Source organism: Nocardioides pini (assembly GCF_026712185.1).
Classification (GTDB): Bacteria; Actinomycetota; Actinomycetes; order Propionibacteriales; family Nocardioidaceae; genus Nocardioides; species Nocardioides pini.
The window spans coordinates 60,324-83,171 of sequence record NZ_JAPPUX010000004.1; the positions used below are offsets into that span (position 1 = coordinate 60,324).

At 73.0% G+C, this 22,848-nt stretch carries 23 protein-coding genes; 9 read left to right on the forward strand and 14 right to left on the reverse strand.

Annotated features, from left to right (window positions below; genetic code table 11):
* Positions 1-765, forward strand: a complete 765-nt coding sequence (locus NYO98_RS13610; protein WP_268112281.1) for a hypothetical protein — start codon at positions 1-3, stop codon at positions 763-765.
* Here NYO98_RS13610 and NYO98_RS13615 read toward each other — a convergent pair.
* From NYO98_RS13615 to NYO98_RS13625, 3 genes are all read right to left on the reverse strand, one after another.
* Positions 751-1,602 carry a hypothetical protein gene (locus tag NYO98_RS13615; RefSeq protein WP_268112282.1) on the reverse strand — a complete coding sequence of 284 codons (852 nt, stop codon included), beginning with the start codon at positions 1,600-1,602 and terminating at the stop codon, positions 751-753. The genes NYO98_RS13610 and NYO98_RS13615 overlap by 15 nt on opposite strands.
* Complete coding sequence (locus tag NYO98_RS13620) at positions 1,599-3,263, reverse strand: FAD-dependent oxidoreductase (protein ID WP_268112283.1); 1,665 nt, start codon at positions 3,261-3,263, stop codon at positions 1,599-1,601. Before NYO98_RS13620 ends, NYO98_RS13615 begins: the two co-directional genes overlap by 4 nt.
* Before the next feature lie 128 nt (positions 3,264-3,391).
* Positions 3,392-4,339, reverse strand: coding sequence for a DNA-3-methyladenine glycosylase family protein (locus NYO98_RS13625; RefSeq protein WP_268112284.1), 948 nt, complete (start codon positions 4,337-4,339; stop codon positions 3,392-3,394).
* A 41-nt stretch (positions 4,340-4,380) separates the two neighbouring features.
* On the opposite strand from NYO98_RS13625, the gene NYO98_RS13630 reads away from it, so the two are divergent.
* Together NYO98_RS13630 and pepN are read left to right on the forward strand one after the other, a co-directional pair.
* Entirely contained in the window at positions 4,381-5,247 is an 867-nt protein-coding gene (locus tag NYO98_RS13630; protein WP_268112285.1) for a tryptophan 2,3-dioxygenase, read from the forward strand.
* A 95-nt stretch (positions 5,248-5,342) separates the two neighbouring features.
* The gene (pepN, locus tag NYO98_RS13635) at positions 5,343-7,775 is read left to right on the forward strand and encodes an aminopeptidase N (RefSeq protein WP_268112286.1); all 2,433 of its coding nucleotides are present in this window, start codon (positions 5,343-5,345) and stop codon (positions 7,773-7,775) included.
* A 33-nt stretch (positions 7,776-7,808) separates the two neighbouring features.
* On the opposite strand, the gene NYO98_RS13640 is transcribed toward pepN, so the two are convergent.
* Complete coding sequence (locus tag NYO98_RS13640; protein ID WP_268112287.1) at positions 7,809-8,597, reverse strand: resuscitation-promoting factor; 789 nt, start codon at positions 8,595-8,597, stop codon at positions 7,809-7,811.
* 286 nt (positions 8,598-8,883) lie between these two features.
* Between NYO98_RS13640 and NYO98_RS13645 the strand changes: the two genes are divergently transcribed.
* A complete protein-coding gene (locus tag NYO98_RS13645; protein ID WP_268112288.1) occupies positions 8,884-9,900 on the forward strand; it encodes an App1 family protein in 1,017 nt (338 codons plus the stop codon).
* A 12-nt stretch (positions 9,901-9,912) separates the two neighbouring features.
* On the opposite strand, the gene NYO98_RS13650 is transcribed toward NYO98_RS13645, so the two are convergent.
* Both NYO98_RS13650 and NYO98_RS13655 read right to left on the reverse strand, forming a co-directional pair.
* Positions 9,913-10,527, reverse strand: a complete 615-nt coding sequence (locus NYO98_RS13650; RefSeq protein ID WP_268112289.1) for a hypothetical protein — start codon at positions 10,525-10,527, stop codon at positions 9,913-9,915.
* A complete protein-coding gene (locus NYO98_RS13655) occupies positions 10,524-11,156 on the reverse strand; it encodes an FMN-binding negative transcriptional regulator (protein ID WP_268112290.1) in 633 nt (210 codons plus the stop codon). The genes NYO98_RS13650 and NYO98_RS13655 overlap by 4 nt, the downstream gene beginning before the upstream one ends.
* A gap of 60 nt (positions 11,157-11,216) precedes the next feature.
* On the opposite strand from NYO98_RS13655, the gene NYO98_RS13660 reads away from it, so the two are divergent.
* Positions 11,217-12,746 (forward strand): ATP-dependent DNA ligase, encoded by a 1,530-nt coding sequence (locus NYO98_RS13660; protein ID WP_268112291.1) that lies wholly within the window; start codon positions 11,217-11,219, stop codon positions 12,744-12,746.
* A 19-nt stretch (positions 12,747-12,765) separates the two neighbouring features.
* On the opposite strand, the gene NYO98_RS13665 is transcribed toward NYO98_RS13660, so the two are convergent.
* Positions 12,766-13,611 (reverse strand): S1 family peptidase, encoded by an 846-nt coding sequence (locus tag NYO98_RS13665; protein ID WP_268112292.1) that lies wholly within the window; start codon positions 13,609-13,611, stop codon positions 12,766-12,768.
* Between the two features lie 54 nt (positions 13,612-13,665).
* On the opposite strand from NYO98_RS13665, the gene NYO98_RS13670 reads away from it, so the two are divergent.
* Positions 13,666-14,391 carry a TetR/AcrR family transcriptional regulator gene (locus NYO98_RS13670; RefSeq protein ID WP_268112293.1) on the forward strand — a complete coding sequence of 242 codons (726 nt, stop codon included), beginning with the start codon at positions 13,666-13,668 and terminating at the stop codon, positions 14,389-14,391.
* On the opposite strand, the gene NYO98_RS13675 is transcribed toward NYO98_RS13670, so the two are convergent.
* From NYO98_RS13675 to NYO98_RS13690, 4 genes are all read right to left on the reverse strand, one after another.
* Complete coding sequence (locus NYO98_RS13675; RefSeq protein ID WP_268112294.1) at positions 14,388-15,200, reverse strand: DUF1206 domain-containing protein; 813 nt, start codon at positions 15,198-15,200, stop codon at positions 14,388-14,390. The genes NYO98_RS13670 and NYO98_RS13675 overlap by 4 nt on opposite strands.
* 98 nt (positions 15,201-15,298) lie before the next feature.
* Entirely contained in the window at positions 15,299-15,709 is a 411-nt protein-coding gene (gene nusB, locus NYO98_RS13680) for a transcription antitermination factor NusB (protein ID WP_268112295.1), read from the reverse strand.
* A 6-nt stretch (positions 15,710-15,715) separates the two neighbouring features.
* Positions 15,716-16,279 (reverse strand): elongation factor P, encoded by a 564-nt coding sequence (gene efp / locus NYO98_RS13685; protein WP_172259690.1) that lies wholly within the window; start codon positions 16,277-16,279, stop codon positions 15,716-15,718.
* Between the two features lie 75 nt (positions 16,280-16,354).
* Positions 16,355-17,170 carry an aminoglycoside phosphotransferase family protein gene (locus NYO98_RS13690; protein ID WP_268112296.1) on the reverse strand — a complete coding sequence of 272 codons (816 nt, stop codon included), beginning with the start codon at positions 17,168-17,170 and terminating at the stop codon, positions 16,355-16,357.
* Between the two features lie 34 nt (positions 17,171-17,204).
* On the opposite strand from NYO98_RS13690, the gene NYO98_RS13695 reads away from it, so the two are divergent.
* The gene (locus NYO98_RS13695) at positions 17,205-17,855 is read left to right on the forward strand and encodes an SDR family oxidoreductase (protein ID WP_268112297.1); all 651 of its coding nucleotides are present in this window, start codon (positions 17,205-17,207) and stop codon (positions 17,853-17,855) included.
* 47 nt (positions 17,856-17,902) lie between these two features.
* On the opposite strand, the gene NYO98_RS13700 is transcribed toward NYO98_RS13695, so the two are convergent.
* The 3 genes from NYO98_RS13700 to NYO98_RS13710 are packed head-to-tail and all read right to left on the reverse strand — an operon-like array spanning position 17,903 to position 21,256.
* Positions 17,903-18,820 carry an HAD family hydrolase gene (locus NYO98_RS13700; RefSeq protein ID WP_268112298.1) on the reverse strand — a complete coding sequence of 306 codons (918 nt, stop codon included), beginning with the start codon at positions 18,818-18,820 and terminating at the stop codon, positions 17,903-17,905.
* Positions 18,817-19,755: a formylglycine-generating enzyme family protein gene (locus tag NYO98_RS13705; RefSeq protein ID WP_268112299.1), complete on the reverse strand. Its 939-nt coding sequence runs from the start codon at positions 19,753-19,755 to the stop codon at positions 18,817-18,819. Before NYO98_RS13705 ends, NYO98_RS13700 begins: the two co-directional genes overlap by 4 nt.
* 1 nt (position 19,756) lies before the next feature.
* Positions 19,757-21,256 carry an arylsulfatase gene (locus NYO98_RS13710; protein WP_268112300.1) on the reverse strand — a complete coding sequence of 500 codons (1,500 nt, stop codon included), beginning with the start codon at positions 21,254-21,256 and terminating at the stop codon, positions 19,757-19,759.
* A 152-nt stretch (positions 21,257-21,408) separates the two neighbouring features.
* Here NYO98_RS13710 and NYO98_RS13715 point away from each other — a divergent pair, with 152 nt between their 5' ends.
* Positions 21,409-21,918 (forward strand): hypothetical protein, encoded by a 510-nt coding sequence (locus NYO98_RS13715; protein WP_268112301.1) that lies wholly within the window; start codon positions 21,409-21,411, stop codon positions 21,916-21,918.
* A 132-nt stretch (positions 21,919-22,050) separates the two neighbouring features.
* On the forward strand, positions 22,051-22,848 hold the full coding sequence (locus NYO98_RS13720) for a hypothetical protein (RefSeq protein WP_268112302.1): 798 nt from the start codon (positions 22,051-22,053) through the stop codon (positions 22,846-22,848).

The window sequence follows — 22,848 nt, forward strand, 5'->3', positions numbered from 1 at the left end:
ATGCTGATCGGGGACCCGGCGCCGCGGGAGCGGGCCCAGGACTTCTGCGGCCGCTGGCCGGACCTGCTCCGCGCTCGCCTCTCGTGGTTCGCGGCGGAGGTCGGCGCCGGGGAGCCGGACCCCGCGGCGCTCGACGGCCTCGTCGTCTCGGTCGTCGACCGCATCGGCGAGGAGCGGTCGGTCGAGCCCGTCCCCGAGTGGTACGACGCGACGCTGGCGTCGGCGGGGTGGTCGGCCTACGGCGCCGCCCTCGCCGAGGGCCTCACGGCGTTCGTCGCCGAGGTCTACGCCACGCGCCTCGGCCGACCGCTCCCCTGGGTCCTGGACGACGACCCGAAGAGTGCGTACCACCTCAAGCCGGTGGTGGACGTCCACGGGATCGCTCCCCCGTGGCGCCAGGTGATCGGCGCGCTGCGCCAGGTGCAGTCGGGCAAGGACCCGGGCCGGTTGCGCAGCGTCGTGGAGCACAGCCTGGCCCAGCTGCCGCCCAGGGAGCAGCCACGTCCGGAGCAGGCGGCGGAGGTCGTCGAGGTCACGGCGGTCGACCGGGGGCGGTGGCAGGTGTCCTTTCCCGAGGACATCGACACCCTGCTCGGCTCCGCTGCCTACGCCGACCTCGAGGATGCCCTCGCCGGCGTCGAGGGCGTGACCGCTGCCGTCATGGAGGACCGCGACCGCGCCCTCCTCAGCACCGGTGAGGGCGTCGACCGGGCCGACCTCGAGCAGCGGCTGGGGCGGGCGGTCGACGCGCTACGCGACCGGTGACCGCGGGGTCCTGAGCGCGAGGATCCAGCCGGACACGACGGCGATCCACGCCAGCCCGGCGACGTACGCCGCCGCCTGCCAGCCCGACCAGTCGAGCGCGTCGCCGTGCCGGAGCAGGGCCAGCGACTCGAGCACGACGAAGGCGACCCCGGTGAGCCCGACGGGTCGCACCGACTCCCGGTCGTCGACGAGGCGCGCGTGCGCTGCGGCCCAGCCGAGCCCGACCAGCCACGCGCCGATCGCGCGCGCCGTGAGCGGCGTCAGCGGCCACGCCCAGGCGTCGGCGGCCCGCTCCGGGGCCAGCAGCAGCGCGGCGCCCGCGGACAGCAGCAGGACGGCGAGGCCGACGAGCAACCACCGCAGACCCGCCGGGAGCCGTACGACCTCCGCGTCCCCGGTGCCGCCGGCGCGCGCCTGCAGGACCAGGCCGACGACCATCGCGACCGGCACCCCGGCATAGATGGCCAGCCAGCCCCACGTGATCGCGCGGGCGCTCGCCGGGTGCTCGGCGCCGAGGTGGAACTTGTCGAGGTGGACGAGCGTGACGACCAGGGTGAGGACGGTGAAGACCAGCACGGTCCACACCGTCAGGCGGGCGCGTCCCCAGGTGCGGGACCGCGCGCCCGCGACCTCCAGGACGGCGCTCGACCAGTACGCCGCGCCGAGGAAGACCGCCGTCATCGGCACGTCGATGGTCCACGAGAACCACTCCGCCGTCCGGGTCGGGAACACCGTCAGCTGGAACCCGGCCAGGAAGACGAGCACCGCGGCGACGACGAGCAGCACCCGCATCCCCCGCGTCACCGGCGCGCCGGTCCCGGCGCGGTGCCCGCTCATGCGGTCGAGGCCGCCAGCGGGTGCGCGGCGAGGTAGCCGTGCAGCGTGGCGATGACCGTCGCACCGTCGCCGACGGCCGTCGCCACCCGCTTGATCGACCCGGCACGCACGTCGCCGACCGCGAAGACCCCAGCCAGGCTCGTCTCGAGGGGCAGGCGCCCCTCCCCTCCCGTGACGACGAACCCGGCGGCGTCGCGCTCGATCTCGGCGGGCAGCCACTGCGTGCGGGGCACCGACCCGATCAGCACGAAGAGGCCGCCGGCCGGGACCTCCTCGCCGCCACCCGGACCGCTGTGCTGCTCGCCCAGCGTGAGGGCGGCCAGGCACCCGTCCTCCTCCCGCCCGTCGAGCACCGCCGTGCCGTAGCGGATGCCGACGTTGCGCGTGGCGTCGAGCTGGGCGATGAGGTACTCCGACATGCTCGCCGCCAGTGACTCCCCGCGCACGAGCAGGGTCACGTGGCGGGCGTAGCGGGCGAGGTGCAGGGCGGCCTGCCCGGCCGAGTTGCCGCCCCCGACCACGTAGACCTCCATCCCGGCCATCGACGGCGCCTCGGCGACGGCCGCGCCGTAGAACACCCCTCGTCCGACGAGGCTCTCGAGCGCGGGCACCTCGAGGCGGCGGTAGTCGACGCCGGTGGCGATGACGACGCTGCGGCTGCGGATCACGCTGCCGTCCGACATCGAGACCGTGCGGAGGTCGCCGTCCGTGCCGAGCGCCTGGACCTCGCGCAGGAAGGAGTACTCCGTGCCGAAGGACCAAGCCTGCTGGAACGACCGGTAGGCCAGGTGGGCGCCGCTGACGCCGCGGGAGAAACCCGGGTAGTTGCGGATGAGCGAGGACGTGCCGGCCTGGCCACCGACAGCGGACTGCTCGACCACCATGGTCGACAGCCCCTCGGAGGAGGCGTACACCGCGGCGGCGAGCCCGCTGGGGCCGGCGCCGACCACCACCACGTCGTACACGTGGTCGGACGCCAGCGGTGCCATCAGTCCGAAGGCGTCGGCGATCTCGAGGTCGGTGGGCGCGACGAGCGTCGTCGGCGGGTTGGTGAACGCGAGCTGGAGGACCGGGAGCTCGGGGTCGGTGAGGCCCAGCCCCGCCAGCAGGCGGTTCGCGGACTCGGTGCCGACCTGGTGGAAGCCGACGGGGATGTGGTTGCGGCCGAACTGGTCGCGCAGCGCGTGGGTGCGCTCGTCGCGCTGCTCACCGATCATCCGCACGGCCTCGAAGCCGATGCCCTGCGCGAGGTGCCAGTCGTCCAGGGCGTCGGTGATCGCGCCGTGGAACTCCTCGTCGCGCGGGCGCTCGGGCCGCAGCAGCACGAGCTCGGCGTGCCCGTGGCTGATGGCGGAGAAGACGTCGCGCGTGCTGGCGAAGTCGCCCCAGATGGCAGCGACCGCCCGCTTGGCCGACGGGTGCATCCCGTAGGCGCGGCGCAGGAAGTCGAGGCCGCCGCGGTCGTCGGGGCCGTAGCCGGCGATCACCAGCGCGACCTGCCGTCCCCACCGGCGCAACCCCTCCAGCACCGCGCGCGCATGGTCGTAGTCCGCGCAGACGACCACCTCGTAGTCGCCTCCGTACCGGCGCCGCAGCTCCGACCCCAGCACGTCCCTCGACGCCTCGTCGGTCGTGGCCAGCAGCAGGACAGGATCGCCCATGACGGCCTCCCTCGAGCCTCCAGATCGCCACCGACGCTACTCCGGCGCCGCGGCGGGCGGCGACACCATTTCTGGGGGTCTGGACCGCCGCCGCGGCGGGTCCGTCAGCGGGTCCGTCAGCGGGTCCGTCAGCGGGTCGGCAGGTGCGTGGGGACGCTCATCCGCGGGCCCCGCCGCGGCCGGGACCGGCCGCCGGCCATCGCCATGGCGGCAGCCCGCCCACGCTGGGGGCGGTAGGGCTCGAGCAGCTCCCCCATCTCCTCGTCGGTGATGTCGTGGCCCACGAGCGCCCAGCCGACCCAGTTGGCGAGGTGGTAGTCACCGAAGCTGACCGCGTCGGGGTCCCCGAGCGCGCGCTGGCGCACCTCGGCACTGGTCCACACACCGACCCCGCGCACCGAGCGGAGCCGGCGGTCGGCCTCCTCGACGGGCACCTCGGTCACCCGCTCGAGCGAGGCCGCCAGCCGGCAGGCGGTGACCACCGTGCGGGACTGGGCCGGCTGGACGCCGAGCCGCAGCCACTCCCACGACGGGATCGCGGCGATCGTGTCGGGCGTCGGCTGCAGCATCAGCCGCAGCGGCGCGACGGGCCCGGGCGCGGGCTCGCCGTGGCGTCGTACGAGCTCGCGGAACGAGCCGAAGGCCTGCTTGCCGGTGACCTTCTGCTCGAGGATCGAGGGCACCAGCGACTCCATCACGAGCCCGGTGCGGCCGATCCGCCAGTGCCGGTGCGTGCGCCAGCCGGCCGCGACCTCGGGGTGGTGGTGCGGCTCGAAGGCCGAGGGGTCGTCGTCGGCGCCCAGCAGCGCGGGCATCCGGTCGAGCGCCCACTCCGCTCCCGGTCCCCAGGCCCGGCCGAGGACCTCCCCCGCCGACGGCCGCGGCTGCACGCACAGCGAGGCCGGCCCCTCCGGCGTGCGCATGGCGCGCCAGATCCGGCCGGACTCCTCGTGGCGCTGCGTCGGGTCACCCGCCCCACGGCGCTGCGGGCGCAGCACCTGCGCCGGCGCGCAGGGCCAGTCGGGCACCCAGGTGCGGGTCCGCTCGCCCGCATCAGGACCGGTCGTGGGGGCCATGGGTGCGACGGTAGACGAGAGCACCGACTACCTTGCAGTCCATGGCACAGGCACCGGGTGGCACACCGAACCAGCGCGACCTCGAGGAGGGCATCCAGCGCGACTTCTCACGGTCGATGTCCTACGGCGACTACCTGCGCCTCGACGTGCTGCTGTCGGCCCAGCAGCCGTTGTCCGACCCGCAGCAGCACGACGAGCTGCTCTTCATCATCCAGCACCAGACGAGCGAGCTGTGGCTCAAGCTGATGGTCCACGAGCTGCGCTCGGCCCGCGCGCTGCTGCGCAGCGACGACCTCTCCCCCGCCCTCAAGCGGCTGGCACGGGTCAAGCACATCCAGCACACGCTCACCGACCAGTGGTCCGTGCTGGCGACGCTGACGCCGTCGGAGTACGCCGAGATCCGGCCGTTCCTCGCCACCAGCTCGGGATTCCAGTCGGCGCAGTACCGCGAGGTGGAGTTCCTGCTCGGCAACAAGAACGCCGACATGGTGAAGGTCTTCTCCCACGACGAGTCGGCGCGCGTCGCGCTCGAGCAGCTGCTCCACGAGCCGTCGCTCTACGACGAGTTCCTGGCCTACCTCGCGCGCCAGGGGTACGCCGTCCCGCAGCGGCTGCTCGACCGGGACCCGACGCTGCCGCACACCACCGACGCCGGCCTCGTCGACCTCTTCGCGTCCGTCTACGCCGCCCCTGCCGAGCACTGGGGCGTCTACGAGACCTGCGAGGAGCTCGTCGACGTCGAGGACGCCTTCCAGCAGTGGCGCTTCCGCCACCTCCAGGTCGTGCAGCGCACGATCGGCCACAAGGTCGGCACCGGCGGGTCGTCGGGCGTCGACTTCCTGCGCCGGGCCCTCGACCTGACGTTCTTCCCCGAGCTCTACGAGGTGCGGACGCGCATCGGGCAGTAGGTTCCGGTCACCCGCTCGCTCCGTCGACGGAGGCGTCCTAGGCTGCGAGCGGCGCTCGATCGGGGCGTCGTCCGCCGACAGTGAGGACCACGCCCGTGCCCGTCCGCAGCCTGCGACAGGAGGAGGCGATCGAGCGCGCGGCGCTGCTGTCGGTCACCTCCTACGACATCGCCATCGACCTCACCGACCTGCCCGGGGGTCCCGCGTTCCGGGCCGTCAGCACGGTGCGGTTCACGGCCACCGACGGCGCGTCGACGTTCGTCGACTGCTGCGCCGAGGTGGAGTCGGCGACCCTCAACGGCGCGCCGCTGCCGGCGGCCGCGGAAGGGCGCATCGCCCTCGCCGGCCTCCGGCAGGACAACGAGCTGGTGGTGGCCACGGTGCAGAGGGACACCAAGGACGGTCGCGGCGTGCACCGGGCGGTGGACCCCGCCGACGACAACGTCTACCTCTGGACCACCTTCGAGCCCGACGAGGCGCGCTACGCGTGGGCCTGCTTCGACCAGCCCGACCTCAAGGCCCCGCACGCGTTCACCGTCACCGCGCCGGAGTCGTGGACCGTGGTCAGCAACTCGGGCGACCCGGTGGTCGAGGACGTCGGTGGCGCCCGCCGCTGGACCTTCGAGCCCACGCCGCCGCTGTCGACGTACAACCCGGTCGTCGTGGCCGGACCTTTCGTCGAGCTGCGGAAGGAGGCCGGCGGCCACGACCTGGGGCTCTACGCCCGCCAGACCCTCGCGTCCGTGCTCGAGCGCGACGCCGAGCAGCTGTTCACCCTCACAGCACAGGGACTCGCGTTCTTCGGCGACCGCTTCGGCATGCCGTTCCCGCAGCGCAGCTACGACCAGGTCTTCCTGCCCGAGTTCGGAGGGGCGATGGAGAACTACGGCTGCGTCACGTGGACCGACGACATCCTCCGCCGCCACGAGCCGACCACCGGCGAGTGGCAGTGGTTCGCCAACGTGCTGCTGCACGAGATGGCCCACATGTGGTTCGGCAACATCGTCACGATGCGCTGGTGGGACGACCTCTGGCTGAACGAGGCCTTCGCCGAGTTCGCCTGCATGTGGGCGGCCGAGCGCGCGACGGCCTACGGCGACACCGCGGCGAACAACCTCGTGCACGAGAAGCTGTCCGCCTACCTCGCCGACCAGGGCCCCAGCTCGCACCCCATCCGCCAGCCCGTGGCGTCGGTCGCCGACGCCGAGTCGATCTTCGACTCGATCACCTATCCCAAGGGCGCCGCGGTGCTCAAGCAGCTCATGCACTACGTGGGCGAGGAGACGTTCGGCAGGGGCATGAGCGACTACTTCGCCGAGCACGCCTGGGGCAACACCACCCTCGACGACCTCATCGCCTCGCTGGAGCGGGCGAGCGGGCGCGACCTGCAGCCCTGGCGCACGGCGTGGCTCGAGACCGCGGGCGTCGACCGGCTCGGGATCGAGCAGACGGCCGACGGCCTGGTGCTGACCGCGGTCGGCGCGCACGGCGCCCCGCACCCGCAGGTGGTGGGCGTGGGTGCCTACCGCCGCACGGGCGACGCACTCGAGGAGGTGGGGTCCGTCATCGTCGAGGTCGACTCCGAGCGCACGCCGGTCGAGGGCCTGCCGGAGGCCGACCTGTACCTCGTGAACCACGACGACACGACCTTCGCCACGACGCGCCCCGACGCCGCCGGTCGCGAGGTGCTGGTGGGACGTCCGTCCGGACTGCCCACGACGCTCGCGCGCGCGGTGGCGATCGCGACGGTGTGGGACATGCTCTCCAGCGGCGAGGCGACCGCCGGCGAGGCCGTGGGCGCGATCACCGACGTGCTCTCGGTCGAGACGGTCGAGACCGTCGTCGACCCGTGCATGGACCTCGCCCTCAGCGCCGCCCAGCAGTGGGCGCCCGAGTCCGAGCGGGCCGGCCTCGAGGCCCGGGTCGCCGGCGCGGCGCGCCACCTGCTCGGTGCCGGGGTGTCGCGCCAGACGGCGCTGCGCGCGCTGGTACGCACGGCGGCGAGCGTGGACGACCTCGACGCGCTGCGCGATGAGGTCGGGGACGACGTCGACCTCCAGTGGTACGTCCTCGAGCGTCGCGCCCAGCTCGGCACCGTGGACGCCGACGCCGTGCGGGCGCTGGAGGACCGCGACCCCGACCCCGACGCGTGGGTGCGGGCGCTGACCGTCCGGGCGAGCTCACCCTTCCCGGAGGCCAAGGAGGAGGCGTGGACCAAGGTGGTCGACCGCACGGTGCCGGTGCAGTCCGCGCGCGTCGTCGCCGCCGCGTTCTGGCGACCGGGCCAGGAGCAGGTGCTCGCGCCCTACCTCGACCGCTACCTCGAGGCGCTCCCGACGCTGCACGAGGGCGGGATGATCCCCGGCCTCGCACTGACCGCGACGCTCTTCCCGGTGTACGCCGTCGACGAGGCCTGGGTGGCGCGCGCCCGCGAGGTCGCGGCCGCCCAGGCTGCCCCGGTCGTGGTCAGCGCGCTCACCGAGCGCTCCGAGGAGGTGCTGCGGATGGTGCGCACCCGCGGCCTGTGAGGGCGTGCCCTCCCCGGTGAGGGGGTCAGCTCGTCAGAGCAGGCGCCCGCAGTTGGGCCACGGCGAGCGGCCGCGCTGCTGGTAGAGCAGCTTGGCGCGGTAGGTCTGCTCAGCGGCCGAGGCGGCGGTGGGGACGCCCGAGCCGCCGACGCTGCGCCAGGTGCCGATGTCGAACTGGTAGAGCCCGTAGTAGCCGGCCGGGTTGACCGCACGCGGGTTGCCGCCGGACTCGCAGTTGGCGAGCGCGGCCCAGTTGAGGCCGTCGGCGCCGGTCACGGCGTTCGCCTTGCGACCCACGAGCACGCGACGCGGGCGGGGGTCCTTGACGAGCTTGCGCTTGACCACGCGGTACTTCACGGGCTCGCCGTTGTGCAGGGTCTTCACAGCGACGACCTCGCGGACGCCGGGGCGGCCCTCGCGCACGACCTTGCGGCGGCCGGGCTTCAGCTTGGTCGTCGCGACCTCGACGGTGCGGGGCCGCACGCGCTCACGCTTGGTCTTGCGCTCCTTGACGACGTCGGTCAGGCGGACGACGTCGCCCTGGCGCAGGCGCTTGCGGGGACCGTCGACCTCACGGCCGTCACGGACGACGTCGACGAGGTCGTTGCCGTCGACGGGCACGCCCTGGGCCTCGAGGAGCTCTCCGGGCCACGCGCGCGGCACGGTCGCGACCTCGACACGCGGCTGGTCGGCCACCTTGAGGCTGACGGCCACGGCGTCGCGGCTCGTCTCCTGGGCGGCGGCGGAGCTGCCGGGCACCAGGGTCAGGGCGAGGGTGGCTGCGGCAGCGCCGGCGGCGGCGCCTCGCAGACGGGTGGACATTGCGGGGGTGGTGGCAGGTGTGGTGGTGGCACGCACGTGCTTGGACCTCACGGGGGTTGTGCGCCTCCTGGGGCGCTCGGACGCGACACCGTCGAGTCGGGCGTCGAGGCCGCGGCGGGCGTCACCTCGCGATGGGAGGCGGCCCCGTCCACGACGGGGACCACTGCCTGCGGCTCTTCCACCAGAACACGATCGGGCGGGCATGTCGAATCCGCGGCGGGTGCGTGCCCGCCTCCCACCGGGTCCGCGTGAGGCAACTCACGGACCCGGTGAATACGGTTGCCCCGTGGATCTCCAACGACTGGTCGTCACGGCCGAGCGCGCGTGGGACGGTGCCCGGCTGCGGCGCAGGCGGTCCCGCACGCCGGAGCACTTCAGGATCGAGCCCTACATCGGCCACGGCGGACAGAAGGGCGTCGTCGTCCGCGGACGGGTCCTGGACAACCCGATGGAGGCCGAGACCGTCGAGGGCGAGGGCGTGGGTGCCGCGGTCCGTCGTACGCTCCGCAACTTCCTCACCGACGAGCTGCCCGGCGTCCCCCTCGAGGTCACCGTGGGCGGGGCCACCGTGCAGACCGCCTCCGACCCGGAGGGCTACTTCCTCGTGCGCGTCCCCGCCCCGCCGGAGACGCTCGAGAGCCCGTGGACCCGAGGGAGGGTCGCGCTCCGCGGCAGCTACCGCGGCACCACGGGGCACTCGGCAGCCGTCGACGTGCGCGTCCCCTCCGGCGACGCCCGGTTCGGCATCGTGTCCGACGTCGACGACACGATCCTGCAGACCGGCGTCCAGCGAGCCGGGCGGATGGTCCTGCAGACGCTCACCGGGTCCTCGCTGACCCGTACGCCGTTCCCCGGTGCGGCCGAGCTCTACCGCGACCTCGCCGCCGACCAGAACCCCGTCTTCTACGTCTCGTCGAGCCCGTGGAACCTGCACTCGTTCCTGGTCGGCTTCCTGCGCCACCGCGGCTTCCCGCTCGGCCCCGTCCTGCTGCGCGACCTGCTCGGCACGTGGCGGGGACGCGAGCAGAAGCACGACCGCATCCGGGAGGTGCTCGACCTCCACCCGGACCTGCCGTTCGTCCTCATCGGCGACTCCGGCGAGCACGACCCCGAGATCTACGCCGACATCGTGCGCGAGCACCCCGGACGGATCCTGGCGGTCTACATCCGTGAGGTGCGGCTCGACCCGGGCGACGGGCGGGTGGAGAAGGTCGCCGACGCCTGGGGCCCGGACGTGCCGTTCGTGCTGGCAGCGGACACCGAGGCCGTGCGCCGACACGCGCACGGCCTCGGGTTGCTCTGACCGCCCCCGGCGCTACGCGCCCGGGCGATCGATCGTCGTCACGACGCTGGTCACCGACGGGCGCGCCGGCGTGCTGGAGAAGCCGAACCGGCACGGCGGGTCGACCGGCGCGAGCGCACCGAGGGCGTCGTCACGCCAGCGGCCCGACATCGCGGTGACCGCGACCACCGACGTGGCGCCGTACCACTCGCGCCGGTCGTTGCCCGCCGTCCCGCGGGTCCGCACGCCGCGCAGCACGACACGGGCGACGGGGTCGACGACCGAGCACCACGCGGGTGCCGTCGCGAGGCGGCTCGGAAGGGCGGCGAGGAGCGCTCCCAGCGGCGTACGACCCCCGATGACCAGCCGCAGCGCGAGCGACGATGCCGACACCTCCCACCCGTCGACGGTGTCCTCCACCGTGACCGGTCCGATGACGTGCTCGTCGAACGAGTAGGTGGCCGCCACGAAGTCGCGCACCCGCTCCGAGGGCGCCAGGAGCACGCGGTGGCCGTCCGCGTCCTCGACCATCACGTCGGAGAACGCACCCCAGGGCGAGCCGTCCCAGCGGCCGACGACGAGGCGTACGCCGCTGGTGCTGCCGACGCCGGCGATGCGACCGGTGAACCGCTCACGCACGCGCGTCACGGGGCGACGAGCCCCTCCGGCGCGCGTCCGTCGGCGACCAGGCCGGTGGCCACGCCCGCGCGGTCCTCGTCGGAGCGGTTCTGGCTCAGCTTGGCCTTGGCCTCCACCGACGCCACGACGAGCTCGACGCCGACGATGGGGCGCAGGTTCTTGTCCACGTAGTCGGCGGGGGCGTCGGTGAGCGCCCACGGCTCCGGGCGCGGCTGCTCGTGGCGGTCGGTCAGGGCGGTGACGAGGCCGCGCACCCACGCGGCGTCGTCGTGCACCACGACGCGGCCGCGGAGGTGGACGACCGAGTAGTTCCACGTCGGGACGACCTTGCCGTGCTCGGCCTTCGAGGCGTACCAGGACGGCGAGACGTAGGCGTCCGGGCCGGTGACGACGGCCAGCGCCGCGGAGCCGTCGACGATCCGGCGCCAGTGCCCGTTCGCGCGGGCGAGGTGGCCCAGGAGCCGGTCGCCCTGCCACAGGACCGGGAGGAACGTCGCGTCGGGCACGCCGTCCTCGCCCACGGTGACGAGCTGCGCCGTGGCGACGGCGTCGACGAACGGACGCACGTCGTCGGGGTCCATCAGGTTGGACCGCGGCACGTAGAGCGAGGCGGGCCGCGCCGGAGGGGTCGTGCTCATGGCCACCATCCTGCCCGTTCGGGTGGCACCGCTGTCGGTGGCGGGCGGCAGGATGGATCCATGCTGCTCGCCGAGCTGGTCGCCACCTCCGCCACCGTGGCCGCCACGCGCTCCCGCAAGGCCAAGGTCACGGCGCTCGCGGAGCTGCTCGGTCGCGTCGAACCCGCAGAGCTCGAGGTGGTCGTCTCCTACCTCGGCGGGGCGCTGCGCCAGCGGCGCACGGGCCTGGGCTGGCGTGGGGTCAGCGACCTCCCCGCGCCCGCCGACACGCCCTCGTTGACGGTGCTGGAGGTCGACGCGGCCTTCGAGGCGATGTCGCGCCTCGCCGGGCCCGGGTCGCAGCTCGCGCGGAAGGAGGCGGCGGGCGACCTCTTCTCGCGCGCGACCGCCGAGGAGCAGAGGTGGCTGCGCGCGATCATCACGGGCAACGTCCGCCAGGGTGCGCTCGACGCGGTGACGCAGGAGGCGGTGGCCCGGGTCGCCGACGTGCCTCTCCCCGCGGTCCGCCGCGCCGCGATGCTGGCCGGCTCGACGGTCGCGGCCGCCGGTGCCGCGTTCGAGGGTGAGGAGGCGCTCGCCGCCATCGGGCTGGAGGTCGGCCGGCCGGTGATGCCGATGCTCGCCTCGAGCGCTCCCGACGTCGCCACCGCGATGGCGGGCCTCTCCCCCGACGGCGCGACCGAGGTCGCCATCGACGCCAAGCTCGACGGCATCCGCATCCAGGTCCACCGCGACGGCGACGAGGTGCTGGTGGTGACCCGCAGCCTCGACGACATCACCGGGCGGCTGCCCGAGGTGGTCGAGGTCGCGCGCTCGCTGCCGGCCGGGCGCTTCGTGCTCGACGGCGAGGCGCTCGCCCTGTCCGACGACGGGCGCCCGATGGCCTTCCAGGACACCGCCAGCCGCACCGCCCAGGAGTCCGGCGTCGCGGTCACGCCCCACTTCTTCGACCTGCTGCACGTCGACGGCCGCGACCTGCTCGACGCCCCCGGCCGCGACCGCCTCGCCGCCCTCGACGAGCTCGTCCCGGAGCAGCACCGCGTGCGCCGCCTGGTGACCGCGGACCCCGCGGCCGCCGACGCGTTCGCCGCCGAGACCGTCGCCGCCGGCCACGAGGGCGTCGTGCTCAAGGACCTCTCGGCCCCCTACGCCGCGGGCCGGCGCGGCTCCGCCTGGGTCAAGGTCAAGCCGCGGCACACGCTCGACCTGGTCGTCCTCGCCGTGGAGTGGGGGTCGGGGCGTCGTGAGGGGTGGCTCTCCAACATCCACCTCGGCGCGCGCGACGAGACGTCCGAGACCGGCTTCGTGATGCTCGGCAAGACCTTCAAGGGAATGACCGACGAGATGCTCGCCTGGCAGACCGAGCGGTTCACCGAGCTCGCCGTCTCCCCCGAGACCCTCCGCGACGACTACGTCGTGGAGCTGCGGCCGCTCCAGGTCGTGGAGATCGCCTTCGACGGCCTCCAGCGCTCGACCCGCTACCCCGGCGGGGTCGCGCTGCGCTTCGCGCGGGTGCTGCGCTACCGCGACGACAAGGGCCCCCACGAGGCCGACACGATCGAGACGGTCCGCTCCCACGTCACCGCCTGACCGTCCCTGCGGTCCTCCGTCAGCCGCGCGGCTTCGCCAGGCGGCACCCGTCCACGTCGAGGTCGAACGTCCGGCCCGCGTCCAGGCAGCCGAGGAGCCACGACGTCTGCTGGCCGTAGTTCATGTCCTTGCGCATGACGATCCGGCCGCGGCGGTCCTCCTCGCAGGCGGAGTCGATGCAGCGGCGACCGCCCACGTAGCCGGTGTTGGCGACCCCGACCACCAGGCCGGTCTCGCGCGACACGATCGGCGAGCCCGAGTAGCCACCGCGGATCGCGCAGCCGTCGCGGGCCGGCAGCCGGATCGACCTCCACCAGTCCCACGAGCGCTCGTGCAGGCGGTACGCCGTCCCCGTGGTCGTGCACGCGCGCTGCTCGGTCCAGTAGCCCGACGGGATGCGGATCCGGTCGCCGCGCGAGGGCCCGGCGTCGGCCAGGGCCAGCGGGGTGACCCCGGCGCCGGCCAGGTCGGCGTACGTCTCGCGGAGGGTCAGCAGGGCGACGTCGGTGCGGTACATCGAGGCGTACTGCAGGCGCACGGCGCGCGCCGGCAGCGCGACCCGGCCGCGGCCGTCGAGGAGCTCGACCTTGGTGAAGCGCTTCTCGTCCACCAGCACCTCGCGGGCGCCGAGGAACGGCCGCCGCACGCAGTGGCCGTTGGTGAGGACGACGGCACGATCGGTGTCGAGCGCGGCCGGCCAGCGCACGACCGCCCCGGAGCACCCGGGCAGCCGGACCGTGCCGGCGAAGCGTCCCTCGGCGGCGAGCGGCGAGGCACCCGCGGGAGCGAGGAGGGCGCCGAGCAGCGCCACGACGAGCACCGCGCACGAGGCGACGGCGGCACGACGGGCGGTGGCGACCAACACCCCGGCATCGAACCACAACCGGCGGCGGGCGACGACCTACCTAGACTGACGGCCATGAGCACCGAGCCGATGCCCGCCACCGCGCCCGTACGGGGTGGCACCGCGGCGTCCCGGCGCCGACAGCGCGAGGCCGAGATCATCTCGGCCACGCGCCGGCTCTTCGACGAGCGGGGCGTCCGCGACGCCCAGATCGAGGACATCGCCCGGGCGGTCGGCATCAACCGCGCGATCATCTACCGCCACTTCACCGGCAAGGAGGAGCTCTTCAGCCTCACGCTGGTGCAGTACCTCGACGAGCTGCGGGTGGCGCTCGAGCAGGCGGCCGCCACGACCGACGAGCCGCGCCAGCAGCTCGTACTCCTGGTGGAGGCGTTCGTCGACTACGGCCTGGCCCACCCGGCGTTCGTCGACTGCGCGCAGGCCATCATGCGGCGCCCGGGCGGCGACCTGCTGGAGGAGGTCAGCGAAGGAGCGATGTACCGCCTCGGGCAGGCCATCGGCGGCTGCCTGTCGGTGCTGACCCACACCATCACCGCCGGCGTGGACAGCGGTGACTTCCACGTCGACGACCCCGGACTGCTGGCGAACATGCTCTACGCCAGCGGGCTCGGCACCCTCCAGCTGGGACGCGTCGCGATGCTCGTGTCCGAGGAGGAGCCGGGTGTGCCGCGGATCAGCCGCGTCACCGTGGAGCAGGTGCGCGACCACATGGTCGCCTCGGCGCTCGCGGTGGCCGCCGGGTCACCCACCAGCGCGGGCAGCCCGCCCTCCGGTCGCTAGCGCGAGAGGTGCCGGGCCCGCGCGAAGCAGAACACGCCGTAGGCGGCGATGCCGAGCGCGATGGCCGTCAGCAGGACCTGACCGAACGGCTGCTCGAGCACCGTCTGGAGCGCCTGGTCGAGCCCGCCCGACTTCTTCGGGTCGTGCGTGATCGCGGCGTAGCAGAACAGCCCGCCGACGATGGCGATGGCGACGCCCTTGGCGATGTAGCCGATCTTGCCCATCAGGACGTAGACCGAACCGTCCTGGCCCGACTGGCCCTGGGCGTCGAGGTGCTCGCGGAACTTCTCGGTCCAGCCGCGGTAGACCAGCGAGCCGCCGTAGCCGATGATCGCCAGTCCCACGAGACCCACGATGAGCTGGCCGCCGGGGAGGTCCATGAGCTTGGCGGTCGTGGAGTCGGTGCCGCCACCACCGCCGCCGGAGTGCGTGGCGACCTGCACCGCGCTCCACCCGATGGCGCCGTAGATGACCGCCTTGAACAGCGACGTCGCGCGCTTGCGCCACCGCTTGGCGTCGTCGGACTCGTCGCGGAAGCCGAAGGCGAACTCGAGGAGCCGCCACAGGACGAGGAGGAACATGCCGACGGCGATGAGCCACACCAGCACGCCGCCCATGGGCTGCTGCGCGAGGTAGTGCAGCGCGCCGGAGTTGGAGGCGCTGTCCTCCTTCTCCCCGAAGGCGAGCTGCAGCGCCAGCCACCCGACGAGCAGGTGGACGACGCCGTAGGCGACGAGACCGGCACGGATCGCGTGGTCCATCCAGTCGCTGTTGTGGGCCTGCTCAGCGGTGCGGGTGGACGTGTTCATGGGCTCAACCTAGGACCTCGCGACCCCGGCCGCGACTCCGCTGACCCCTGTGGGTGAGGCGTCGCTCCACCCCCCGGCGCACCGAGCGCCGGTGGACCTCAGACCAGGGTGGCGCGGTCGCGCTGGACCGACCCGAGGAGCCCGTTGACGAAGGCCGGCGAGTCGTCGGTGGACAGGTCCTGCACGAGGTGCAGCGCCTCGCTGACGGCCACTGTGTCGGGGACGTCGTCGTCGCCCCACAGCAGCTCGAAGACGCCGATGCGGAGCACGTTGCGGTCGACCGCCGGCATCCGGCTGAGCGTCCAGCCCTTGCTGTAGGTCGTCAGCACCTCGTCGATGCGCTCACGGTGCTCGACCACGCCCCGCACCAGCGTCGTGGTGTAGTCGTTGGTCGGGCCCTCGCCGGCCTCGATGGCACGCTCGAGCGCGACCACGGGATCCTCGGAGCGGAGCTCGGAGGCGAACAGGATGTCCAGCGCGCGCTTGCGCGCCTTCGAACGGGCAGCCACGTGGCGTCAGGCCTTGACGCGGCCGAGGTAGGACGAGTCGCGGGTGTCGACCTTGACCTTCTCGCCGGTCGTGATGAAGAGGGGCACCGCGATGGTGTGGCCGGTCTCCAGCGTGGCGGGCTTCGTGCCACCGGTCGAGCGGTCGCCCTGCAGGCCCGGCTCGGTCTCGGCGATCAGCAGCTCGACCGAGGCCGGCAGCTCGATGAAGAGCACGCGGCCCTCGTTGGTGGCCACGATGGCCTCCTGGTTCTCGAGCATGAAGTTCTTCGCGTCGCCCACGACCTCCGGGGTGACCTCGAGCTGCTCGTAGGTGCTGGTGTCCATGAAGACGTAGGACGAGCCGTCGTTGTAGAGGTACTGCATGGTGCGCTTGTCGACGTTGGCCGTCTCGACCTTGGTGCCGGCGTTGAAGGTCTTGTCGACGTTCTTGCCCGACTCGACGTTGCGGAGCTTGGTGCGCACGAAGGCCGGACCCTTGCCGGGCTTCACGTGCTGGAACTCGACGACGGACCAGAGCTGACCCTCGATCTTGAGGACCATGCCGTTCTTGAGGTCGTTGGTGGTTGCCATGTCTGTGTTGTCCGCCTTCGTCGAGTTGTCAAGGAGTCCGTGGGCGGGCCACGGGCCCTGCGCCGACCGACAAGTCTAGTGGTGGCCCGCGAGAGCCATGAAATGCGCGGCCTGCGCCTCCGTCGTGCCGGGCGGGTTGCGTCGCCAGCCGCCGTTGCCCGGCAGGAGCATCGCCAGCCAGAACGCGGCGTACAGCGGCCGGTAGGCCGCCATCCGCTCCCGCCCCTCGGCGTCCAGCCCGACGGCACGCGCGAGGGCGTCGGCGTCGTACACCCCCGGGAGGCGGCTGCCGAGGTGCTCGACGTGGTCCGCCAGCTCGTACGCCGGCTCGCTGAGGCCGCCGTCCTCGAAGTCGACGAGCCGCACTGCCCGCCCGTCCCACATCACGTTCGCCGGGTTGAGGTCGGCGATGCCGAGCGCCGTCTCCCGTGGCTCGGGCAGCCGCGGGTCCGCGACGTAGGCCCGGGCCACGTCCAGCGCCTCCCCCACCAGTCCCGGGTCGCGGCACTCCCCCAGGTCGACGTCGTCGCCGAGCCACTCCACCAGCACGCCCGGCAGCGCGCACGCGCCGTACCTCCGCGACCCGATCCCGGCAGCCGTCACCGCCTCGACCGGTACGTCGTACAGCCGGCGCAGTGCCGCGCCGAGCGCACCGACCTCCGGGGTCGTCAGCGGTCGCGCGGGCAGCACCTCCCCCGCGATCCGGGACATCACGATCACCGGCCGGTCGCCGTCCTCGCGCCTCAGAGGCCGCGGAGCGAGACCCGGCGCGTGCTCGGCGAGGAGGGTCAGGCACGCCCACTCGCGCTCGGCCTGCGCCTCGTGGTCGGCGACGAACTCCTTGTGGACCTCCCGGTCGCCGATCGTCAGGTGGTGGGTGGAGGTCTGCACCCGCGCCAACCTAGCCGTGTGTAGCGTCGACACCATGCGAGTCACCATCATCGGCGGACACGGCAAGATCGCGCTCCTCCTCGCACCGTTGCTCGTGGAGGCGGGGCACGAGGTCACCTCGGTGATCCGCAACCCCGACCACGTCGCAGACGTCGAGGCGACCGGCGCCACCCCACTCGTCTCCTCGGTCGAGGACGCCGACACCCACGCCATGGCCGACCTGCTCTCCGGGCAGGACGCGGTGGTCTGGTCGGCGGGCGCCGGTGGCGGCGAACCCGAGCGCACCTACGCAGTCGACCGTGACGCGGCCATCCGGTCCATGGACGCGGCGCAGACGGCCGGCGTCGGCCGCTACGTGATGGTGTCCTTCTCCGGGGCGAACCACGACTCGCTGGTCCCCGAGGACAACCCGTTCCGGCACTACCAGGACGCGAAGATCGCCGCGGACGAGCACCTGCGGGCGTCCGGGCTCGACTGGACGGTCCTCGGGCCGGGCAGCCTGACCCTGGAGCCCGGCCGCGGGGCGGTCAACCCGCACGCTCGCTCCGGCGAGGGCGACACGACCTCGCGCGAGCTCGTCGCCCAGGTCGTGGTCGCCGTGCTGGACGACCCTCGTGCGCACCGCAAGACCCTCGTCTTCGGCGACGGCGACGTGCCCATCGAGGACTGGCTCGCCTCGCTCTGAAAGACCTCGCCGCCGCAGGCTCCTGGTCGTGTGAACGAGTCGACCCCTCACCCGTCGGGGAAGACGCGGTCCCAGTCGTTCGCGATGCTGGCGACCGTCCATCCCAGCCGGCGCGCCGTGTCGAGGACCGGCTCGGTCCCGGACAGCGAGACGCTCTGGCCGGAGTACGCGAACTCCCGCTCCGCGTCGTCGTGGTCGACGAGGAGGGAGAGGGTGGGCCCGTCCCCGCTGCCCACCCACGCGAGCATCTCCGTGTCGCCGTCGGTGTTCCCCGCGGCCATGACCGGGCGGCGGCCGAGCTGGGTCTGGATGTTGACGACCTTCGTGGCGCCCTCGTTGGCCCCACCCACCACGCGCGTGGTGCGTCGCAGCGCGGGCCGGTCGCCGCCCGCGTAGTCGTACTCGATGAGGGTGCCGACGACGGCCTCGGGCGGCACGCCGTAGAGCTGCTCGCTGACCGCGCGGACGAACTCCGTGCCGCCGCCGGTCACGATCGCGACGCTGAACGACCGCCTGCGCAGCTCGTCGACGAGCTCGAGCATCGGCTGGTAGACCAGCGTCCGGAGGGGGCGGTCGAGCGCAGGGTGGCGGGCACGGGCCATGAACTCGCGGACCCGCTCGGTGAAGACCTCCGGCGACACGCCCTCGAACAGCTCCGTGAGCGCCACGGCGATGCGCGGGAGCCCGAGGTCGCCCATGGCGGCGGCGTCGCGGTCGAGCAGTGCCGCGTACTCCGGGCGGTTCCGCAGGTCGGGGTCCCGGGCGACCGCGCGGCCGAGCGCGTCGACGAAGAAGACGAGCTGCACGTAGTCGGGTCGCTCGACCCACAGGGTGCCGTCGTTGTCGAAGCAGGCGAGCCGCTCGTGCTCCGGGACCTCGGTCGAGGCCTCGAGGAACGTGAGGAGGGCGTCGCGGGCGGCGCCGTCACGCCAGGACGGCAGGACGTCGTGGAGCTGCGCGGTCATGGTGTCCCCTCCACGGTCGCGGGGCGCCGCACGCAGCGGAACCCGACGTGGCTCATGCCGGTGTCGACCGGCTGCGGCCTCCGGGCCGCCGGCCGGTAGCGCAGGCAGTAGCTGTCGGCGCACAGGTGCGACCCGCCCTTGATCACCTTCCGGCCTACCCGGAACTGCGGCTGGGCGGGGTCGTAGCTGGCCTCGAGGTCACCGCCGCGCGGGTCGTCCGGCGCGCAGCAGGCCGACGTCGCGTCGTCCGGGTGCCGGCTGGTCCACCAGTCGTCGGTCCACTCCCAGACGTTGCCGGCCATGTCGTGGAGCCCGTAGCCGTTGGGCGGGAAGCTGCCCACGGGGGCGGTGCGCAGGAAGCCGCTCTCGCCCGTGCTGCGCCACGGGAAGTCCGGGCCGTCCCAAGTGTTCGCCATGATCCTCCCGCCCGGCCGTGGCTCGTCGCCCCACGTGTACGTCGCCCCGTCGAGCCCGCCGCGGGAGGCGTACTCCCACTCGGCCTCGGTGGGCAGGGCCGCACCCGCCCACGCGGCGTACGCCAGCGCGTCGGCGTGGGCGACGTGCACCACCGGGTGGTCCTCGAGTCCCTCGATCGAGCTCCTCGGGCCGCGCGGGTGGCGCCAGCAGGCGCCCGGCTTCCACCGCCACCACTGGCTGAGGTGCCGCAGGTCGACCGGCCCCCGGGTGGGCGTGAAGACCATCGACCCGGGGACGAGGTTCTCGGGGGGCGCGTCCGGGAACTGGGCCGGGTCGAGAGGCTGCTCGGCCACCGTGACGTGGCCGGTGTCCGCCACGAACGCCGCGAAGTCCGTGTTCGTGACGGCGGTCTCGTCGATGGAGAAGGCGCCGACGCGCACGCGATGGCTCGGACGCTCCTCCGGGTAGTGGGTGTCCGAGCCCATCCTGAAGACCCCTCCGGGGAGGTCGACGGCCATCTCAGCTGCTGCCCATGCCGGCTTCGAGCTTCGCCAGCACCTTGTCGACGCTGAAGCTGGGCGGCTCCTGGCGGGCCGGGAACTCGGCCAGCACGCTGACCATGCGTGCGACGTACATCTGCGCGGGGACGACCAGCCAGGCGTGGTCGAGGATCCAGTCGTAGTAGGTGTTGGAGGTGATGTCCGCGCGCTCGTAGGGGTCGGTGCGCAGGTTGAAGATCTTCGGCACCCGCAGCTGGGTGTAGGGCTCGGCCCACACCTGCAGCGTGCCGGTGGCACGTTGCTCGAGGAAGACGAGCTTCCAGTTGTCGAAGCGCAACGCGGTCAGGTCGCCGTCGTCCGAGACGTAGAAGAAGTGCCGGCGCGGGCTCTCACCGGTCTCACCGGTGAGGTAGTCCAGCTGGTTGTGCCCGTCGAGGTGCACCTTGTAGGTCCTGCCGTGGAGCTCGGTCCCGGCCTTGAGCCGCTCCGCCACGCCGGTGTCGCCGGCGGCGGCGAGGAGGGTGACGAACCAGTCGTTGTGGCTGACCATCCCGTTCAGCACGGTGCCCGCGGGGATGCGCCCGGGCCAGCGCACCACCGCCGGGACCCGGTAGGCCCCCTCCCAGCACGAGTTCTTCTCGTTGCGGAACGGCGTCATCCCGGCGTCCGGCCACGAGTTCATGTGCGGCCCGTTGTCCGTGGAGTACATGACGATCGTGTCCTCGGCCAGCCCGTTGTCGTCGAGGAAGGCGAGCACGTCGCCGACGAGGTCGTCGTGGTCGCACATCACGTCGTGGTACTCCGACTGCCACCGGCCGGCTCGTCCCCGGCTCCCGTCCTTGATGTGCGTGCGGAAGTGCATGTGGGTGGTGTTCAGCCACACGAAGAACGGGGTGTCGGCGTCCTTGGCGTCGGCCATGAAGCGCAGCGCCTCGGGCACGACCTCGTCGTCGATCGTCTTCATCCGCTCTCGGGTCAGCGGACCCGTGTCCTCGATCCGCTGGCCGCCCTCGCCGTCGGCCCAGCAGTGGACGACGCCGCGCGGTCCGAACCGCTTCCGGAACCCCGGGAACTCCTCCTCGGTCGGGTAGTCGGGGAGCTCCGGCTCCTCCTCGGCGTTGAGGTGGTAGAGGTTGCCGAAGAACTCGTCGAAGCCGTGCATCGTCGGCAGGAACTCGTCGCGGTCGCCGAAGTGGTTCTTGCCGAACTGGCCGGTCGCGTAGCCGAGGTCCTTCAGTGCCGTCGCGATCGTCGGGTCCTCCGCCCGGAGGCCGCTGTCCATCCCGGGGAAGCCGACCTTGGTCAGGCCGGTCCGGTAGGGGTTCTGGCCGGTGATGAACGCCGCCCGACCGGCGGTGCAGCTCTGCTCGCCGTAGTAGTCGGTGAAGCGCACGCCCTCGTCCGCGATCCGATCGATGTTGGGCGTCCGGTAGCCCATCAAGCCGTCGCTGTAGCAGCTCAGGTTGCTGATGCCGATGTCGTCGCCCCAGATGATGAGGATGTTCGGCTTGTCCGTCATGTGCGCCTCCGCTGGTGACCGTGCCTGTGCTCCACGCTCACCACGCACGACACGGATGGCCTCACCTGCTCCGGGTGACGTTCGCCCCTCCGGGGGTGCGGCAGGGTGGCCCGGAGGGACGCCCACGCCGGGTGCCCGGCAGGAGGAATGCCATGAACAAGGCGCTGCTCGGCTCGATGACGGCCGCGGAGCAGAAGCTGGTCGCCGAGACCTCGCGCTCGGCGCTGGCCGAGCTCGACGAGGAGGAGCTCCTCGCGCTCCACACCCGGGTGCGCCGTGCCCGCACGAAGTACGTGACGGTGTACCGCCGCAGCGCCAGGGGCGCCGTCGTCAAGCGCGGCGGCCGCGGGTTCAGCTATCCCAAGAACCAGCGCGACCGCGACAAGGCCGAGGTGTTCGAGACGGCGCTGGCCGCCGTCAGCCGGCAGGTCGCCGTCCAGGCCGGTCGGTCCGCGGCCGAGCTCAAGGCGTCCCGGCTCGAGGCCGCCCGGCAGGGCGGGAGCGGCCCGCGCCAGCAGTCTTCGGACGTGCGCTCCGAGGTGCCCGAGCAGTCGAGGACCCCAGGGGCCAGGAAGACGACGGGCGGGGTGAAGCGCGACGCGTCGAGCCGTGCGGCGGGCGCCCGTCGGCAGGTCCAGCGCGACGCCCGCGGCTCGCGGTAGGGATCGACGCAGCGCTGGACGTCGACCCCGACGTCACACGCTCCGGGTGATGCCCCGGCAGCACGGGACGCGGACAGTGTCCGATGGGGCGGTGTCGGGCGAAGCGCCCTCCCACCAGCGAAGGAGCGAAGGATGTCCGTGACGTCCGAGGAGACACCGACCCGACTCACCGATGCCCAGGTCGGCGAGATGCTGGCGCTGGCGAGGGACGCCGACAGCGTCGAGCTCAAGCTGACGGTTCCGGACTCCCACCGGCGGCAGACGGCAGTGGCCCTGGGGGTCGACCCGCTCGACGCGCAGATCCGGCAGGTGTACTTCTTCGACACCCCGGACCTCGCCCTCAACGCCGTGGGTGTGGTCGTCCGGGCGCGCCGGGTCCAGGGACGCGGGGACGACTCCGTCGTCAAGCTGAGACCCGTCGTGCCCGCGGACGTCCAAGCGGAGCGGACCTCGGACAACCTGGTCGTCGAGGTCGACGCCATGCCGGGCGGCTTCGTGTGCTCGGCGTCCATGAAGGGCGCGCTCGGCCCGAAGGCCGTGAAGCAGGTCGCGGCCGGCAGCAAGCGGATCCGCTCGCTCTTCTCCAAGGAGCAGCGGCAGTTCTACGCGGCTCACGCACCTGACGGCGTGGCACTCGACGACCTGTCCACCCTGGGTCCGATCACCGTCTTCAAGCTCAAGCTCCGCCCGCTGGAGCTCAGCACGCGCCTCGTCGCGGAGGTCTGGTTCTACCCGGACGGGTCGCGGATCGTCGAGCTGTCGGCCAAGGCAGTGCCGTCGGAGGCCTTCCAGGCCGCGGCGGAGCTGAGGGCCTTCCTCGCCGCGAAGGGCCTCGACGTGTCGGGCGAGCAGCAGACGAAGACGAAGACGGCACTCGAGTTCTTCGCTGCCGAGTTGACGGCCGCGCAGCCGGCGGCCGGGCCGGGCTGA